The organism is Castellaniella defragrans 65Phen, assembly GCF_000612685.1.
GTDB classification, from domain to species: domain Bacteria; phylum Pseudomonadota; class Gammaproteobacteria; order Burkholderiales; family Burkholderiaceae_B; genus Castellaniella; species Castellaniella defragrans.
The window spans coordinates 3,408,447-3,426,056 of record NZ_HG916765.1; the positions used below are offsets into that span (position 1 = coordinate 3,408,447).

Here is a 17,610-nt window from a genome sequence, read left to right on the forward strand (position 1 = left end):
GAGATATCAGCATACCTGCTGCCCCCCTGAAATGACAGTCGGATCAGCCCTGGGTTTGATCTACCCCATATTCCCGGGCGGCCTGGAACAGATTGGTGCAGCGCGCGCCCGAGCGGCAGAAGGCCAGCACCGGCGCGGGCAGTTTCCGCAGCAGGCCGGCGAACTCGGCCACGTCGGCGGCGGTGATCGCGCCGCTGACCACCGGCTGGTAGCGCGCCTGCAGGCCGGCCTCGCGGGCCGCCCGCAGCACGTCGTCGGACAGGGGCTGCTCGGGGCCGCCCTCGCCGTCCGGGCGGTTGATGATGACGGACTTGAACCCCGCGTCCGCCAGGGCCCGCATGTCGGCGGGCTGCAGCTGGGGGGCGACGGAAAAGTCGGGGGTCAGGGTTTGGTAGCTCAGGCTCATGTGGTTTCCTCGGGGCGGCGCGCCGCCCCCACGATCGTCAGGTGATGTTCCGCCAGCAGCCGCCCCATCAGCGGGCCCGCCAGCACCTCGTGCTCGGCCTGGCGCTGCGCCGCCAGGCCGTCGGTCTCGTCCGCGCCGAGCGCGGGATGGCACATCAGCACGTCGCCGTCGCGGCACGAGGCCAGCCAGCGGCGCATCCAGCCCTCGTAGGCCGGGACGCCGCCCTGGAAATCATACACGCCCAGAAAGCCGGGGTTGAGCGCATGGCCGCGCAGGCGCGCCCGGCGCCGCAGGCCGGACGCGCCCAGCCCGGCGATGACGGCGGCCTTGAAGCGCAGGCGCGGCGGCAGGCCCGCCATGCGGGGCCGGCCGACGTCGCGGATCCAGGGCTGGCCGTCGCGGGGCTCGGGCAGCGATTCCAGCAGCGCATCGCGGATGCCCGGCAGCTGGTGCACGTGCTGATGGCCGTCGACGTAGTCGGGCGCGCGGCCCGTGATGTCCTGGAACAGCGCCAGCTGCCGCCGCACGCCCGCCCGCACGGCATCGCCGGGCAGCCGTCCCAGCCAGGCAGCGCGGATCAGCGCCCCCAGGGGCAGGCAGGGGCCGGGCTGGCCGAAGGATTCGGTGAAGTTCAGGTGCAGGCCGATCTGCAGGCCCGAGGCCAGCAGGGCCGCCGTGTCGCGGCGCGCGGCCGGGCCGTCGACCAGCAGGCTGGTGGCCGACAGGCGGCCCCGCGCGGCCAGCGACAGGATGCCGGCGTTCACCGCCGGGTTCATCCCGAAATCGTCGGCGCACAATACAATGCGCCGGTATCGCTGCCCTGCTGCTCGTGAATCCGGATCCATGTTCAAGAAACTCGCTGCCCAGATCGGCTGGTTCGTCATTGTAGGCTGCGCGGCGGCGGCCACCCACTGGGCGGTCGCCGTGGCCTGCGTGTCCCTGGGCGGCCTGCCGCCGCTGGCCGCCAACGTGGTCGGCTGGCTGGTGGCGTTCGGCGTGTCCTTCGCGGGCCACTACCATCTGACCTTCCGCCACCAGCGCGCGCCGCTGGGGCGCGCGGCGGCGCGGTTCTTCCTGGTGTCGGCGCTGGGCTTCGCCGTCAACGAGGCCGCCTACGCCGCGCTGCTGCGCCTGACGGCGATCCGCTACGACGTGCTGCTGGCCCTGGTGCTGGTGGGCATCGCCGGGATGACCTTCATTCTGGGGCGCTACTGGGCGTTTCGCCGCAGCCATTGACGGTCTCGGCGGCGGGCACGCGCCACAGGCCCATCTTGCGCGTTCGCGCCACGGGCGCGCGGTCCGCCAGCGGCGGATGGCGGTCGGCCTCGTCCAGCCAGGCCAGCAGCCAGGTCGTCGCATGCGCCGGATCGCACAGGTAGGCCTGCAGCCGCTGCGGCAGCCACAGCCGGTCGGCGCCCCGGTCGGGCGCGAAGCCGGCGGCGTCGGCCAGTTCGCGGCGCCAGTCGTCGCCCCGCATGACCTTGGGGTCGTCCCACTGGGCGACAGCGACGACCGGGCCGCGCCAGCCGGCGTACATCGGCACGTCGTAGGCATACTGGTCGAGCATCACCAGGCGGTCGCCGGGCGCCGCCCCGGCGGCCAGCGCCAGGGCCAGGTCCTTGGTGCTGCGCTGCGGAAACAGCACCAGCGCCGCCACCGCCAGCAGGCACAGGCCGGCCGCCACCAGGGCATGCCGCACCAGGCTGGCGCGCGCGCCCGGGGCGGTGGATTCCTCCCGCTGCTCGAAGGTTTCCTGGATGAACCAGGCCAGCGGCGGCAGCACGGCGATCACGTAGCCGACCAGCTTCGAGGTGGGAATCGAGAAGAACACCAGCACCACGGCCAGCCAGGACAGCATCAGGCCGCGCAACACCCCGCGGTCGACCTGCTCGATCCGGTGGGCGGGCGGCACGAACGCCGTCTGCATCGGCCCGCGCGGCTGGAACCAGCGCCACAGCTGGATCGACCACGGCAGCGTCAGGCCCAGCACCACCGGCACGTAGAACCAGAAGGGATGCGGATTGTTGAAGCCGGATTCGAGGAAACGCTGGAAATGCTGGTGGACGATGTAGTAGTCGAAGAAGCCGGGGTGGCGCAGTTCCATGGCCACCATCCAGGGCAGGGTCAGCGCCAGGAACAGCAGGATGCCCGGCCACCACAGCAGGCGTCCCATGGCGCGCCAGCGGCGCCGGCCCAGCAGCCAGAAGAACAGCACCCCGCCCGGCAGCACGACGCCGATCAGGCCCTTGGCGAGGAACCCGGCCGCCGCCGCCACGTACATGGCCGCCAGCGCCGCCGCGTCCGGGCGCAGCTGCTCGCGGCGGAACACCGCGTCGGCGCCCGCCATCACGGTCAGGCTCATCAGGGCGGCCACCAGCATGTCCAGGTTGGCGTAGTGCGCCGCGCCGAACAGGAAGGGCTGCACCGCCAGGATCAGGGCCGTGCGGCGCGCGGCGCCGCCGCTGGCGTAGCGGCGCAGGAAGACGTAGAACACCGTCACCAGCGCCGTGGCGGCCAGCACCGAGCACAGCCGCCCGGCCCAGGCGTTGTCGCCGAACAGCGCCAGGGACGCCGCCGTCAGCCAGTAGAACAGCGGCGGCTTGTGGAAGAAGGGCAGGCCGTCCAGGCGCGGCGTGAGGAAATCCCCCGAGGCCAGCATCTGCCAGGCCACGCCGACGTAGCGGCCCTCGTCGGGCAGCAGCAGCGGATACGTCCAGGTGGTGGCCGCCAGCCAGAGGAAGGCGAACAGCGCCACCCAGGGCCAGGCGCGCCGGGCCTGCAGGCGCCGCCAGAGGGATTCGCCGGCGTCCACCAGCCGCGCGCCGAAGACGGGAACTTTCATGCCTGGCGTCCTTCCGGCGAAAGCGGATCGGCAACCGCCGGCGGGGCGTCCGCATCGGCCGCGGCGGTCCCCGCGTAGCGCGGCGGCGGGACTTCCAGCCCGGGCCGGGGGCCGGACCCGCCGGAGCCGCCTCGGTCAGGGCCGGCACCGTCCAGCCCCGTTCCCGCGCGCTCGCGCAGCAGGTAGACGGGCCGGCCCTTGACCTCGGTGAAGATGCGGGCGACGTATTCGCCCACCACCCCCAGCGACATCAGGTTGACCCCGGCGAAGAACAGGATCACGGTGATCAGGGTGGCCCAGCCGCGCACCGCGTCGCCGTAGAGCAGGTGGGACACGATGATGAACAGGCCGTACAGGAAGGCCAGCAGCGAGAGGCAGGCCCCCAGCAGACTGAGCAGGCGCAGCGGCCAGGTGGTGAAGGCCGTCAGCCCGTCCACGGCGAAGCGCAGCAGCTTCAGGGGCCGGAAGCGGCTGACGCCATGCTGCCGCTGGCGCGGCGTGTAGACCATGGCCTCGGACTGGAAACCGACCCAGGCGAACAGGCCCTTCATGAAGCGGTCGCGTTCGGGCAGCCGCTTCAGGGCGTCGACCACGACCCGGTCCATCAGGCGGAAATCCCCCGCGTTGGGCGGCACGCCCAGGCCGTCCGAGGTGCGCATCAGGGCGTAGAACAGCCGCGTGCCGATGCGCTTGAACCAGGTCTCGTCGTTGCGCGTGGCGCGCACGGCATAGACCATCTGCACGCCGGCGCGCCAGCGCGCCAGCATCGCGGGGATCATGTGCGGGGGATGCTGCATGTCGGCATCCAGGCAGACCACGGCGTCGCCGCGCGCCACGTCCAGCCCGGCGGTCAGGGCGGCTTCCTTGCCGAAGTTGCGCGACAGGCGCAGATAGACGATTTCCGGATGCAGGCTGGTCCAGTGGCGCATCAGTTCCGGGGTGCCGTCGGTGCTGCCGTCGTCGACGACGATGATCTCCGGCGCGCAGTCCTGGCGCGCCAGGATGGCGAGCAATTCCGGCAGCAGCACCCCCAGGTTGGCCTGCTCGTTCAGACAGGGGATGACGCAGGACAGGGTGACGGGTTCAGGCATGATGGGAGACGCCGGCGAAGGCCGGGCGGTGCGCAATCCGGGGAGATGAAAGAGAAGTATCCGATCATAACTGAACGCCGGGTCCGCCGGGCCTCGCGGCGCCTGCGGAACCCCACGGATTTTCCCGGATTCCCGACGGTGTCTTCGCCAGCGCGGAATGCCGCGGAACCTCCAGGGGCCGCACGGCGCCCGCGCGGGCATCCAAGGGCCGGGCGGCACCGTGCGGGACGCCAACAAGGGCACCAAAGAGCTTTGCGGTTCCGCGTGAAGATATCTATAATATGAACCTTTGAAATCCGACCTGCCGCCGCATGGAAGACAATCCGGTCTGTACCGAGGACGAGATCACCACCCTCGTCCACCACTTCTACCGCCGCGTCCGCCAGGATGCGGTCCTGGGGCCGATCTTCGACGCCCACATCGACGACTGGGACGAGCACCTGGAACGCATGGTGCGCTTCTGGTCGTCGCTGCTGCGGCGCACCGGCACCTACAGCGGCACGCCCATGCCGCGGCACGTCGCCCTGCCGGGCCTGGACGGCCCGATGTTCGTGCGCTGGCTGGATCTGTTCCGCGAGACGCTGGACGAGTTCGACAACCCGGCCTTCGCGGCCCAGGCCGAGGATTTCGCCCGCCGCATCGCCCGCAGCCTGTGGTACGGCTACCAGATCAGCCACCAACCCGACCAACCCGTGACGGAGTTCGACGCCCATGTCCCGCCTGCTCGATATTGAGGAACCGGCCGCCGCCACGCCGCGGCCGTCCATGACGGCCTTCCTGGCCCTCGGCTTCCGGCCGCTGTACCTGGCCGGCGCCTCCTGGGCGCTGATCTCCATCGCCCTGTGGATCTTCGTCCCGCAGGTGCTGGACGGCCCCCTGTCGCAAGTCTACTGGCACGCCCACGAAATGCTGTGGGGCTTCATCATCACCATCGCGGTCGGCTTCCTGCTCACCGCCAGCGCCACCTGGACCGGCTTCAATCCCCTGACCGGCCGCCCCCTGGGGCTGCTGTGCCTGCTGTGGCTCGCCGCCCGGATCGGCTTCCTGGCGGGCGGCCTGACGGGCTTCTGGATCGCCACGGCGGCGGAACTGCTGTTCTTCCTGGCCGCCGCGGCCAGCCTGATGCGCGTGATGGTCAAGGGCCGCAGCCGCCGCAACTACGGCCTGCCGGTGCTGATGCTGGCGCTCGGCGCGGCCGACCTGCTGTACCTGCTCGCGGCCCTGCGGGGCGACTACGTGGTGCTGATGCAGCGCTTCGACCTGGGCCTGATCGGCATGGCCGTGGTCGCCCTGCTGATCGCCCGGCGCGTCATCCCCTTCTTTTCCATGCGCATGGTCCAGGGCCTGCAGATCCCCATGCTGACCCGCTCCGGCCACGTCCAGATGGTCTTCAGCGCCCTGGCGCTGGTGGCCGGCGTGCTGATGCAGATCGTGCCGCCCGCCGCCGGCGGGCCGGCCTTCCTGCCGCTGTTCATGGCCTTCAGCCTGGCGCTGACCGGCCTGATCAGCCTGGGCCAGCTGCTGGCCTGGCGGCCGCTGGCGGTGCTGCGCAAGCCCATGCTGTGGATCCTGTACCTGGGCTACGCCTTCATCGGCATCGGCCTGCTGGCCGCGGCGGTCCAGGTCAGCGGCCTGCTCGACCCGGCGCTGCTGCGCGGCCTGCTGGCGCGCAGCGCCACGCACGTCCACCTGATCGGCATGGCCGGCTTCTGCGTCCTCATCATCGGCATGCTGACCCGCACGGCCCTGGGCCACCTGGGGCGTCCGCTGGCGCTGGACGGCAGCATGCTGGCCAGCTACTGGCTGATGATCGCCGCCGTCGTCTTCCGGCTGGCCGCGCTGTGGCCCTCGGCCGCCAGCCAGCCCCTGCTGCACCTGGCCGGCGGCGCCTGGGTCCTGTGCATGGGCCTGTACCTGTGGCGCTTCGCGCCGATGCTGATCCGCCCCCGGCCGGACAAGCCCGCGCCCGTCGCCGCCCCGCCCCGGGCCGACGCGCGGCCCGCCCAGGCGCGCTGACCAGGGCCCGCGCCATGCGCCTGACCAACATGAGCGACTACGCGGTGCGGCTGCTGATCTACCTCGGCAGCCACCGCGAGCGCCTGTGCACGATCGCCGAGATCGCCCAGGTCTACGGCATTTCCGAACCGCACCTGATGAAGATCACGCACCGCCTCGCCCAGCGTGGCTGGATCCGCACCGTGCGTGGCAAGAACGGCGGCATGGAACTGGCCCACGAACCCGGCGAGATCCGCCTGGGCGCGCTGATCCGCGACATGGAAAACGACCTGGCGCTGGTGGAGTGCATGGGGCCCGACAACCACTGCATCCTGAGCGGCTGCTGCGGCCTGAAACCCATCGTCGCGGGCGCGATGAAGGCCTTCATGGACCACCTGGACGCCCATACCCTGGCCGACGTGATCCCGGCCGTCCCGCCCGCGGCGCTGCGCATCGCGCCCCGCCGCGTGGCGGCGGGTGGTTTCCCGACAACCGCGTGAGGCGCCGGCCGCTTCCGAAGGGAGAGCGGGGGCGGTCGGTGCGCACTGTCTGAGGAGCGCGCAGCGCGACGAGTTTGCGCACCGCCCGCTCGGACGAGAAAGGGCCGGGCAGTCCGACCACAGGGAGGACCGCCGAGCAGAGCGGAGGGGAACCGCCCGCCGCCACGCGCACAGCGGCAATCCTGCTATTGCACCAGCGGCGAATCCGCGCCCTGCATGGGGATGCCCTCGATGCGGGCGGCCCCGACCAATTGCTGCAGGTACTGGTGCACGGCGCGCCGGCGGCTGGATTCCTCCAGCCAGGCCGCCAGCCGTTCGCGCACGGCCTCGAACGGCAAGGCGCGGCCTTCGACCTTGCGGCCGGTGCGCACGATGTGGAAGCCGAAGCGGGTTTCGACCAGTTCGCCGCCCAGGGTGTATTCCGGCAGGGCGAAGACCGCGCGCTCGAATTCCGGCACCATCTCGCCGCGCGTCAGTTCGCCCAGGGCGCCACCGCCCGCGCCGGAGGGGCAATTGGAATAGGTGCGGGCGAAGGCCGCGAACGAGCCCAGGCCCTCGCGGTGCAGCTCGGCCAGCACGCCGTTGGCCCGGGCGCGCAGTTTCTGCACGTCCAGCCCGGAGGTGGCCTGGAACAGGATGTGCCAGGCCTCGACCAGGTCGCCCTCGCGGAACTCGTCGGGATGCTGCTCGTAGTAGCGCCGGCAGCTGGCCTCGTCGGCCTCGGGCGTGCGCACGTCGTGCGCCAGCACGGATTCGAGCAGGGTCTCGTCGTCCTGGGCCGACAGGTCCAGTTCGGCGGCGCGCTGGCGGCACAGCGCGCGCAGCACCAGTTCCTGGCCGGCGGCCAGGCGGGGATTGGCTTCCCGCTGGTGGCGCGGGACCTCGGCCAGGATCTCGGCCTCGGTGATGAGCGTGTCGTTGACGGTGATCATGCCTCGTGTCCCCGACCGGTTCAGCGCGGCCGCACGAGCTGCCAGGCCCGCGCCAGATAGGCGACCGAGGCGAAGCCCGACCACACGTGCACCAGGCGGGTGAAGGGGAAGATCACGAACAGCGTCATGCCCAGCACCATGTGCAGGCGGTAGACGCCGGGCACGCCTTCCAGGGCGCCGACCGCGCCGCCGCGGAAGGTGACGATGCGCTGGGCCCATTCGCCCAGCTGGACCATCACCGCGCCGTCCGAGTGGTGCACGGACGTGAAGATCGAGGCGATGCCCACCACCAGCACCAGCAGGATCCACAGCAGCGTCACCCAGTCGGACACGTTGGAATTGTGGGCCAGGCGGATTTCCGCCCAGCGGCGGTGGATCAGCAGCAGCAGGCCGATGAGGCAGACGACCCCCAGGATCGCGCCGACCACGATGGCCATCATCTGCTTGAACTGCGTCGTCACGCCGAAGGCGTGGTAGACGGCCGGCGGCGTCAGCAGCCCCACCAGGTGGGTGAAGAACAGGGAAATGATGCCGATGTGGAACAGGTTGCTGCCCCAGCGCAGCGACCCGTGGCGCAGCAGCTGGCTGGAATCGCTCTTCCAGGTGTACTGCTCGCGCTCGAAGCGCAGCAGGCTGCCCACGAAGAACACGGTCAGCGCGATATAGGGATACACCCCAAAGAAAAAGAGTTCGAGCGTGGCTTTCATGGGAGTCTCCTCAAACCTGGCCGCCGGCCGGACCGGCCTGGCGGGAACGGGGCGGATGAAACACGAGGGGCTGCGCGCCGTCGCCGCGGCCCGCGCGGCGCATGAGCAGGGGTTCGGTGCCGTCGGCCTCGGGGCCGAAGGTGATCAGGGTTTCTTCCATGTCGCCTTCGGGGGGATCGGGCAGGACCTCGGGCTGCACGTCGGTCATGGTCCGCAGCTGGGCGAACAGGCAGGCATAGGGGCTGTCCGCTTGCGCCAGCTTGTCGCCCAGCCGGGCCAGCACGTGGATGGCGTCGCCCAGCAGGTCCTCGGCCGCCTCGGCCGGGATCTGGCCGAGGAATTCCAGGAACAGCGGCACGTAGTCCGGCAGTTCCGTGGTGGCGGGCTCCAGCCCGTGCTTCAGGTATTCGTTGCGCAGGTCCACCATGGCCTGGCCACGGTCGCGGGATTCGCCGTGCACGTGCTCGAACAGGTGCAGGGAATGGGCCGCGCGCCGGTCGAAGGTGGCGACGTACTGCTCCTGGAGATCGATCAGGTCGGCGTCCTGCCCGAGGAAGTCGAACAGCGGCGCCAGCCGCGCGCGCACGGCGGGCGGCAGGACGGCGGACAGTTCCGGCAGGGCGTCCAGCCATTCCCGCTCGGGATAGCCGAGCAGGACGGACAGGACCGAATACACCGGCGCCGGACGGAAAGTCGTGAGGGTATCCATGCGCGCTCCTAGGCCGTGCGGGCCGGGTCGAGGAACACCACGCTCGGCTTGCGCTTGTTGCGCGGCTTGCCGAACAGCGAGCCCTCGGACGTGCCGCCCGAGCAGCCGTTGCCGAAGGTGAAGCCGCAGCCGCCCCGCAGCTCGAAGGCATTTTCGGCGCTTTCCCGATGGGCGGTCGGCACCACGAAGCGGTCCTCGAAGTTGGCGATGGCCAGGTAGCGGTGCATGTCCTCGACCTGGTGCAGGGACAGGCCGACCTGGTCGAGGATGTCGTGGCGTTCCTGGCGGTCCACCGAGCGCGCCCGCATGAAGGCGCGCATGCCCAGCAGGCGCTCCAGCGCCGTGGCGATGGGGGCTTCGTCGCCGGCCGTCAGCAGGTTGGCCAGATAGCGCAGGGGAATGCGCAGCGACTGCACGTCGGGGATCTCGCCGAACGAGCCGATCCGGCCGCTGTTGGCGGCCGACTGGATCGGCGAGAGCGGCGGCACGTACCACACCATGGGCAGGGTGCGGTATTCCGGGTGCAGGGGGAAGGCGATCTTCCATTCGACGGCCATCTTGTAGACCGGGGAATTGCAGGCCGCGTCCAGCCAGTTTTCCGGGATGCCGTCGGCCAGGGCCTGGCGGCGGACCTCGGGATCGTAGGGGTCCAGGAACAGGTCCAGCTGGGCCTGGTACAGGTCCTTTTCATGCAGCGTGCTGGCGGCCGCCTCGATGCCGTCGGCGTCGTAGAGCAGCACGCCCAGGTAGCGGATGCGGCCCACGCAGGTCTCGGAGCAGACCGTGGGCATGCCGGCCTCGATGCGCGGGTAGCAGAAGATGCACTTTTCCGCCTTGCCGGACTTCCAGTTGTAGTAGATCTTCTTGTACGGACAGCCGGACACGCACATGCGCCAGCCGCGGCACTTGTCCTGGTCGATCAGGACGATGCCGTCCTCGGCGCGCTTGTAGATCGAGCCCGACGGACAGCTGGCCACGCAGGTGGGGTTCAGGCAGTGCTCGCACAGGCGCGGCAGGTACATCATGAAGGTGTTCTCGAACTGCCCGTAGATGTCCTTCTGCACCGCCTCGAAGTTGTAGTCCTGCGAGCGCTTGGCGAATTCGCCGCCCAGGATTTCCTCCCAGTTGGGGCCCCACTCGATCTTTTCCATGCGCTGGCCGGTGATCAGGGAACGCGGCCGCGCCACCGGCGGCGTGGTGCGCTCCGGGGCCTTCTGCAGGTAGTCGTAGTCGTAGGTGAAGGGCTCGTAGTAGTCGTCGATCTCGGGCAGGTTCGGGTTCGAGAAGATGCGCGACAGCAGGCGCAGCTTGCCGCCCTGGCGCGGCTCGATGCGGCCGTTGTCGCGGCGGCGCCAGCCGCCGTTCCAGCGGTCCTGGTTTTCCCAGTCCTTGGGGTAGCCCACGCCGGGCTTGGTCTCGACGTTGTTGAACCAGGCATATTCCATGCCCTCGCGGGACGTCCAGACGTTCTTGCAGGTGATCGAACAGGTATGGCAGCCGATGCATTTGTCCAGGTTCAGGACCATGGCGACTTGCGCGCGGATTTTCATGTGTCGGACTCCTCAGGCCTGCGTCTGGGCGGTGACCTCATGGGTCTCGTCCATCCAGTCGATGTTTTTCATTTTGCGGACGACCACGAACTCGTCGCGGTTCGAGCCGACCGTGCCGTAGTAGTTGAAGCCATAGGACAGCTGGGCGTAGCCGCCGATCATGTGCGTGGGCTTGAGCACGGTGCGGGTCACGGAATTGTGGATCCCGCCGCGCTTGCCGGTGACCTCGGAGCCCGGCACGTTCACGATCTTTTCCTGCGCGTGGTACATCATGGTCATGCCCTCGGGCACCCGCTGGCTGACCACGGCGCGCGCGACCAGCGCCCCGTTGACGTTGAAGACCTCGATCCAGTCGTTGTCCACGATGCCGGCCTTGGCCGCGTCGATCTCGGACATCCAGACGATCGGGCCGCCGCGCGAGAGCGTCAGCATGATCAGGTTGTCCGAATAGGTGGAGTGGATCCCCCATTTCTGGTGCGGCGTGATGAAGTTCAGCACCACGTGCGGCTCGCCGTTGCTGAAGCGCTTGTCCAGCATGGGCGCGATGGTCTTGGTGTCCACCGGCGGCCGGTACACGCACAGCGATTCGCCGAAGTCGCGCATCCAGGGGTGGTCCTGGTAGAGCTCCTGGCGCCCGGTCAGCGTGCGCCAGGGGATGAGCTCGTGCACGTTGGTGTAGCCGGCGCTGTAGCTGACCTTGTCGGACTCGATCCCCGACCAGGTGGGCGAAGTCAGGATCTTGCGCGGCTGGGCCTGGATGTCGCGGAAGCGGATTTTTTCATGCTCGCTGGACTTGACCAGGTGGGAGTGGTCGCGGCCGGTGAATTTCGACAGGGCTTCCCAGGCCTTCAGGGCCACGTGGCCGTTGGTTTCCGGCGCCAGGGTCAGGATGGTCTCGCAGGCGTCGATGTCGGTGAAGATGCGCGGCTGGCCCTGGCCCACGCCGGGATCGCGCTCGCGGCCGTTGAGCTTGCCGAGGAATTCGACTTCCTCCTTGGTGTCCCAGGAAATGCCCTTGCCGCCGTTGCCGAGCTTTTCCGCCAGCGGCCCGAGCGTGGTGAAGCGCTCGTAGACGCGCTTGTAGTCGCGGTTCACGACCATCATGTTCGGCAGCGTCTTGCCGGGGATCAGCTCGCACTCGCCCTTGCGCCATTCGCGCACGTCGTAGGGGTCGCTCAGTTCGCCCGGGGAGTCGTGCTGCAGGGGCTGCAGCACCAGGTCCTCGTCGGGCAGGCCGGCGTCGGCCGCCAGCTCGGAGAATTTCTTCGCCAGGTTCTTGTAGATTTCCCAGTCGCTGCGCGATTCCCAGATCGGATCCACGGCCGCCGACAGCGGGTGGATGAAGGGATGCATGTCGGAGGTGTTCAGGTCGTTCTTTTCGTACCAGGTGGCCGTGGGCAGCACCACGTCCGAATACAGGCAGGTCGTGGACATGCGGAAATCCAGCGTCACCAGCAGGTCGAGCTTGCCCTGGGGCGCGTCCTCGTGCCAGGCGACCTCCAGCGGCTTGACGCCGCCCGACTCGCCCAGGTCCTTGCCCTGCACGCCGTGCTGGGTGCCCAGCAGGTGCTTGAGGAAATATTCGTGCCCCTTGCCCGAGGATCCGAGGATGTTGGAGCGCCAGACGAAGAGGTTGCGCGGGAAGTTGTCGGGATGGTCCGGATCCTCGCAGGAGAACTTCAGCGAGCCGTCGCGCAGGCCGTTGACCGCGTAATCCTTGGGATCCTGGCCGGCCGCCCGGGCCGCGCGCACGATGTCGAGCGGATTGGTCTGCAGCTGCGGGGCCGTGGGCAGCCAGCCCATGCGCTCGGAGCGCACGTTCATGTCGATCAGGCTGCCCTGGTATTTCGAGGGATCCGCCAGCGGCGAGAGCAGTTCCGGCACCTGCAGCTTTTCGTAGCGCCACTGGTCGGTATGCGCGTAGAAGAACGAGGTGCCGTTCATGTGGCGCGGCGGACGCAGCCAGTCCAGCGCGAAGGTCAGCATGGTCCAGCCGGTCTGGGGACGCAGTTTTTCCTGGCCCACGTAGTGGCACCAGCCGCCGCCGGACTGGCCCACGCAGCCGCACATGGACACCAGGTTGATGATGCCGCGGTACGACATGTCCATGTGGTACCAGTGGTTCAGGCCGGCGCCCAGGATGACCATGGACTTGCCTTCGGTCTTGTCGGCGTTGTCGGCGAACTGGCGCGCCACGGTGATGACCTTTTCGCGGTCCACGCCGGTGATGCGCTCCTGCCAGGCGGGGGTGTAGGGCACGTCGTCGTCATAGGACGCGGCCGCGTTGTCGCCGCCCAGGCCCCGGTCGATGCCGTAGTTGGCCACGAACAGGTCGAACACCGTGGCGACCAGGACCTCGCCCTCGGCCGTCTGGATGCGCTTGACGGGCAGGTTGCGCACCAGCACCTCGTCGTGTTCGGTGCCCTGGAAGTGGTCGTGGTGGATGCCGCCGAAGTACGGGAAGGCCACCGGCGCGACCTCGTCGTAGGCGTCGATCAGGGACAGGCGCGGATGCACTTCGTGGCCCCGGGCGTCCTTGAGCTCCAGGTTCCACTTGCCGGCGTCCCCGCCCTCCTGCTGGCCCCAGCGGAAGCCGATGGAGCCCCACGGCACGATCAGCTCGCCGGTGTCCTGGTCGCAGGCGACGGTCTTCCATTCGGGGTTGTTGTCCTGGCCCAGGCGGTCGGCGAAATCGGCCGCCCGCAGCTTGCGGTCGGGCACGTAGCGGTCGCCCTGGCGCACCAGGCGCACCAGGAAGGGCATGTCGGTGTATTGACGGCAATAGCGGTCGAAATAGGCGCTCTTGCCCGCGAGGTGGAATTCCTTGAGGATGACGTGGCCCATCGCCAGGGCCAGGGCCGCGTCGGTGCCCTGCTTGGGGTGCAGCCAGATGTCGCCGAACTTGGCGCCTTCGGCGTAGTCGGGGAACACGGACACGACCTTGGCGCCGCGGTAGCGCGCCTCGACCATGAAGTGGGCGTCGGGCGTGCGGGTCTGGGGCACGTTCGAGCCCCACAGCATGATGAAGGTGGAGTTGTACCAGTCGGCCGATTCGCTGACGTCGGTCTGCTCGCCCCAGGTCTGCGGGCTGGAGGGGGGCAGGTCGCAATACCAGTCGTAGAAGCTCAGCAGCGATCCCCCCAGCAGCGACAGGTAGCGGCTGCCGGAGGCGTAGGACACCATGGACATGGCCGGGATCGGCGAGAAGCCGGCGATGCGGTCGGGGCCGTGGCGCTTGATGGTGTGGATGTTGGCCGCCGCGACGATCTCGTTGACCTCGTCCCAGTTGGACCGGACGAAGCCGCCCAGGCCGCGCGCGGATTTATAGCTGGCGGCCTTGTCCGGATCGGACACGATGGCCTCCCAGGCCTGGACCGGGCCCATCGTCTTGCGCTGTTCGCGCCACAGGCGGGCCAGGCGGCCGCGCAGCATGGGGTATTTGACGCGGTTGGCGCTGTACAGGTACCACGAGAACGTGGCACCGCGCGGACAGCCGCGCGGCTCGTGGTTGGGCATGTCCGGCCGGGTGCGCGGATAGTCGGTCTGCTGCGTTTCCCACGTGACCAGGCCGCCCTTGACGTAGATTTTCCAGGAACAGGAGCCGGTGCAGTTCACCCCGTGCGTGGAGCGCACGATCTTGTCGTGCTGCCAGCGGTTGCGGTAGGCGTCCTCCCAGGTGCGGTCTTCGCGGACCACCGCGCCGTGCCCGTCGGAGAAGGATTCCTTGGGGCGGGAAAAGTATTTCAGGCGGTCGATGAAATGGCTCACGATGGACGCTCCTGTTAGAAAAGGGTTCTGCCTGGGACCGGCGCGCGGCGGCGCGTCAGCACGGGATTTCCGCGCGGCGCCGCGAGTAGTACCACCAGGTCACGGCAATCGAAACGGCATAGAACACGACGAAGAACAACAGGGCGGCATACGGGGTGCCGGTGAGTTCAAAGGACGTGCCGAAGCTCTTGGGGATGAAGAAGCCGCCGTAGGCCCCCATGGCGCCGCTGAAGCCCAGCACCGCGGCGGATTCCTTGGCGCCTTCGGTGTCGGCCCGCGCCTGGGCGTCCGGGCCGCCGCCGGCGTGGCGGCGCTGCGCCAGGGTGTTGAAGATCACGGGAATCATGGCGAAAGTGGAGCCGTTGCCGATGCCGGTCAGGAAGAAGAGGAACAGGAAGGACAGCAGGAAGCCGAAGAAGTTCCCTGGAGACTGGCCGCCCGGCAGCGAGGCCATGACGCCCAGCACCCCCAGGATCATCCAGAAGAAGGTCCAGAAGGTGACCCGCGCGCCGCCCATCCGGTCCGACAGCCAGCCGCCGAAGGGCCGCGCCATGGCGCCGACCAGCGGTCCCAGCCAGGCGTACTGCAGCGGGCGGATGTCGGGGTAGAGGTACTTGATCAGCAGCGGGAAGCCGGCGGAAAAGCCGATGAAGGAGCCGAAGGTGCCCAGGTAGAGGAAGCACATGATCCAGTTGTGCTTGCGCTTGAAGATGACGGCCTGGTCGCGGAAGGATGCCTTGGCGTCGGCGATGTCGTGCATGCCCACCCAGGCCAGCATCGACACGATGAGGATGAACGGCACCCAGATGAAGGCGGCGTTCTGCGCCCAGATCTCGACCGGACCGCCGTGGGCGCCCGACAGCTTCGCCATCTGCGGCTCGCCCGCCCAGGGGCCGAGGATGCCCATGGTGATGACCAGCGGCGCGAGAAACTGCACCGAGGACACGCCCAGGTTGCCCAGGCCGGCGTTCAGGCCCAGGGCGGAGCCTTTGCGCTCCTTGGGGAAGAAGAAGCTGATGTTGGACATCGACGAGGAGAAGTTCCCGCCCCCCAGCCCGCACAGCAGGGCGAGGATCAGCATGGTGGAATACGGCGTGGTCGGGTCCTGCACCGCCAGCCCCACCCCGATGGTGGGCAGCAGCAGGCTGGCCGTGGTCAGCGCGGTCCAGCGCCGGCCGCCGAACACGGGCACCATGAAGGAGTAGAAGATGCGCAGCGTGGCGCCGGACAGGGCCGGCAGCGCCGCCAGCCAGAAGAGCTGGTTTTCGGTGTAGCGGAAGCCCAGGTTGGGCAGGTTGACCGCCACCACGCTCCACATCTGCCAGACGGCGAAGGCGAGGAACAGGGCCGGGATCGAGATCCAGAGATTGACGTTGGCGATCGCGTTGCCTTCGTTTACCCAGAACGCCTGGTCCTCGGGCGTCCAGACGGTGAGCAGGCGCCCGCGGCGGGCCTTGGGGGATGCATCGGTGGAGAGGCTCATGCAAGGGCTCCTGGTTCCGGGGGCCTCCACCTTAAACCCCCACGCGCGGTAAGGGTGATGATCTGAATCAAACAGCCGCCGATTTTCCGTACCGGACACCGGGCAGTCTGTGGAGCAGGATCACGTCAGCGGGCCACCTGGGAATGCAGCCCCAGTATAGTGGCATGGCCCGATGAGGTGAAAGCCCCCACGCTGCGCAGGCTTATGCCTGCTTGCTGTCCACTGCTTGCTGTCCACCTCGCGGCCTGCATGCCGCTCGGATTCGTCAGGCGCAGGCCAGTCCGCAGGGACTGCCCTGCGTCCAGCCTCATCCCCCAAGGGGACGCTCAGACCCGGTCGCAGCGGATGGTGATGGGGTGGCGCCGCAGGCCCTCGATGACCTGGTCGGTGGCCTCGCCGTCGACGTCGGTGATGGCGTAGCCGATCTTGCCGCGCGTCTGGAGCTGCTGGCTGACGATGTTCAGGCCGTATTCGCCCATCAGGTTGCTGAGCGCGCCCATGGCGCCCGGCACGTTCTGGTGAATGTGGATGATGCGCGCCGCGCCCGCCTGCTCGTGGTAGGAGATCTCCGGGAAATTGACCGCGCCCTTGGTCGTGCCGCTGCTGATGAAGCGCTTGAGCTTTTCCGCGACTTCGCGGCCGATGTTTTCCTGGGATTCCTGGGTGCTGCCGCCGATGTGCGGCGTGAGGATCACGTTGTGCATGCCGCGCAGCGGGCTGTCCAGCGCCTCGTCGCGGCTCTTGGGCTCGGTGGGGAACACGTCGATGGCGGCGCCCGACAGGTGGCCGGATTTCAGCGCGCGCTGCAGCGCGGGGATGTCCACCACCGTGCCGCGCGAGGCGTTGATCAGGATGCTGCCCGGGCGCATGGCGGCGATGGCCTCGGCGTCCATCAGGTTGGCGGTGTCCTTGCCGCCGGGCACGTGCAGGGTGACCACGTCGGCCTGGCCGAGGAATTTCTTCAGCGAGGACGTGGCGTGGGCGTTGCCCAGGGGCAGTTTGGCCTCGATGTCGTGGTAGATCACGCGCATGCCGAAGGATTCGGCCAGGATGCCGACCTGGGAGCCGATGTTGCCGTAGCCGACGATGCCCAGCGTCTTGCCGCGCGCCTCGTAGGCGCCGTCGGCGGTCTTGTCCCAGAAGCCCTCATGCACGCGGGCGTTCTTTTCGGGGATGCGGCGCAGCAGCAGGATGGCCTCGCCCAGCACCAGCTCGGCCACGGAGCGGGTATTGGAGAACGGCGCGTTGAACACCGGGATCCCGCGCAGCGCGGCGGTTTCCAGGTCCACCTGGTTGGTGCCGATGCAGAAGCAGCCGATGACCCGCAGGTCCGGCAGGTCGGCCAGCACCGCCTGGTCGAGATGGGTCCGGGAACGGATGCCGACCGCGTGCGCGCCCTGGAGGGCCTCGCGCAGGGCGTCGCCCGAGAGCGCTCCCGCGTGCGTGACGACATCATCGAACCCCGCCGCGACGAAGACTTCCCGGGCGCTGGCGTGTATGTTTTCAAACAGGACTATGCGTGACATCTGGACCCTTTCCGGCGATTGAGAAAAACGTTCATTGTGCGATATTTCAAGTTTCTCGTCAGGGTCATCCCTGATGAAAGCAGGGTCAAAGAAGAACGGGC

At 68.8% G+C, this 17,610-nt stretch carries 15 protein-coding genes; 4 read left to right on the plus strand and 11 right to left on the minus strand.

Translation table 11 applies throughout. The features are described from left to right. Window positions 1–43: 43 nt before the first annotated feature. Both BN940_RS15150 and BN940_RS15155 read right to left on the minus strand, forming a co-directional pair. Window positions 44–406 carry a protein tyrosine phosphatase family protein gene (locus BN940_RS15150; protein ID WP_043684313.1) on the minus strand — a complete coding sequence of 121 codons (363 nt, stop codon included), beginning with the start codon at window positions 404–406 and terminating at the stop codon, window positions 44–46. Then, window positions 403–1,290: a ChbG/HpnK family deacetylase gene (locus BN940_RS15155; RefSeq protein WP_084330724.1), complete on the minus strand. Its 888-nt coding sequence runs from the start codon at window positions 1,288–1,290 to the stop codon at window positions 403–405. Before BN940_RS15155 ends, BN940_RS15150 begins: the two co-directional genes overlap by 4 nt. Here BN940_RS15155 and BN940_RS15160 point away from each other — a divergent pair. Next, window positions 1,250–1,642 carry a GtrA family protein gene (locus tag BN940_RS15160; RefSeq protein WP_043684315.1) on the plus strand — a complete coding sequence of 131 codons (393 nt, stop codon included), beginning with the start codon at window positions 1,250–1,252 and terminating at the stop codon, window positions 1,640–1,642. The two genes, BN940_RS15155 and BN940_RS15160, sit on opposite strands and share 41 nt — an antisense overlap. Here the strand turns inward: BN940_RS15160 and BN940_RS15165 are convergent. After that, window positions 1,602–3,248, minus strand: a complete 1,647-nt coding sequence (locus BN940_RS15165) for an ArnT family glycosyltransferase (RefSeq protein WP_052355938.1) — start codon at window positions 3,246–3,248, stop codon at window positions 1,602–1,604. The two genes, BN940_RS15160 and BN940_RS15165, sit on opposite strands and share 41 nt — an antisense overlap. Further along, complete coding sequence (locus BN940_RS15170; RefSeq protein ID WP_084330725.1) at window positions 3,245–4,339, minus strand: glycosyltransferase family 2 protein; 1,095 nt, start codon at window positions 4,337–4,339, stop codon at window positions 3,245–3,247. The genes BN940_RS15165 and BN940_RS15170 overlap by 4 nt, the downstream gene beginning before the upstream one ends. 311 nt (window positions 4,340–4,650) lie before the next feature. Here BN940_RS15170 and BN940_RS15175 point away from each other — a divergent pair, with 311 nt between their 5' ends. The 3 genes from BN940_RS15175 to BN940_RS15185 are packed head-to-tail and all read left to right on the plus strand — an operon-like array spanning window position 4,651 to window position 6,834. Then, window positions 4,651–5,073, plus strand: a complete 423-nt coding sequence (locus BN940_RS15175) for a group III truncated hemoglobin (protein WP_043684317.1) — start codon at window positions 4,651–4,653, stop codon at window positions 5,071–5,073. Next, window positions 5,051–6,355 (plus strand): NnrS family protein, encoded by a 1,305-nt coding sequence (locus tag BN940_RS15180; protein ID WP_043684319.1) that lies wholly within the window; start codon window positions 5,051–5,053, stop codon window positions 6,353–6,355. Before BN940_RS15175 ends, BN940_RS15180 begins: the two co-directional genes overlap by 23 nt. Window positions 6,356–6,369: 14 nt before the next feature. Continuing rightward, complete coding sequence (locus BN940_RS15185) at window positions 6,370–6,834, plus strand: RrF2 family transcriptional regulator (protein ID WP_043684322.1); 465 nt, start codon at window positions 6,370–6,372, stop codon at window positions 6,832–6,834. 185 nt (window positions 6,835–7,019) lie between these two features. Here the strand turns inward: BN940_RS15185 and BN940_RS15190 are convergent, their stop codons facing one another. The 7 genes from BN940_RS15190 to serA all read right to left on the minus strand — a co-directional run bounded on the left by BN940_RS15190 (window position 7,020) and on the right by serA (window position 17,509). Beyond that, window positions 7,020–7,766, minus strand: a complete 747-nt coding sequence (locus BN940_RS15190; protein ID WP_043684324.1) for a peptidylprolyl isomerase — start codon at window positions 7,764–7,766, stop codon at window positions 7,020–7,022. 20 nt (window positions 7,767–7,786) lie between these two features. Next, complete coding sequence (gene narI / locus BN940_RS15195; protein ID WP_043684326.1) at window positions 7,787–8,473, minus strand: respiratory nitrate reductase subunit gamma; 687 nt, start codon at window positions 8,471–8,473, stop codon at window positions 7,787–7,789. A gap of 10 nt (window positions 8,474–8,483) precedes the next feature. After that, complete coding sequence (gene narJ / locus BN940_RS15200; protein WP_043684328.1) at window positions 8,484–9,182, minus strand: nitrate reductase molybdenum cofactor assembly chaperone; 699 nt, start codon at window positions 9,180–9,182, stop codon at window positions 8,484–8,486. 8 nt (window positions 9,183–9,190) lie between these two features. Next, window positions 9,191–10,732: a nitrate reductase subunit beta gene (narH, locus tag BN940_RS15205; protein ID WP_043684330.1), complete on the minus strand. Its 1,542-nt coding sequence runs from the start codon at window positions 10,730–10,732 to the stop codon at window positions 9,191–9,193. 12 nt (window positions 10,733–10,744) lie between these two features. After that, window positions 10,745–14,500: a nitrate reductase subunit alpha gene (locus BN940_RS15210; protein WP_043684335.1), complete on the minus strand. Its 3,756-nt coding sequence runs from the start codon at window positions 14,498–14,500 to the stop codon at window positions 10,745–10,747. Between the two features lie 55 nt (window positions 14,501–14,555). Then, window positions 14,556–15,983, minus strand: coding sequence for a NarK family nitrate/nitrite MFS transporter (locus tag BN940_RS15215; RefSeq protein ID WP_043684338.1), 1,428 nt, complete (start codon window positions 15,981–15,983; stop codon window positions 14,556–14,558). A gap of 326 nt (window positions 15,984–16,309) precedes the next feature. Further along, a complete protein-coding gene (serA, locus tag BN940_RS15220) occupies window positions 16,310–17,509 on the minus strand; it encodes a phosphoglycerate dehydrogenase (protein ID WP_043684341.1) in 1,200 nt (399 codons plus the stop codon). Between the last annotated feature and the right edge of the window lie 101 nt (window positions 17,510–17,610).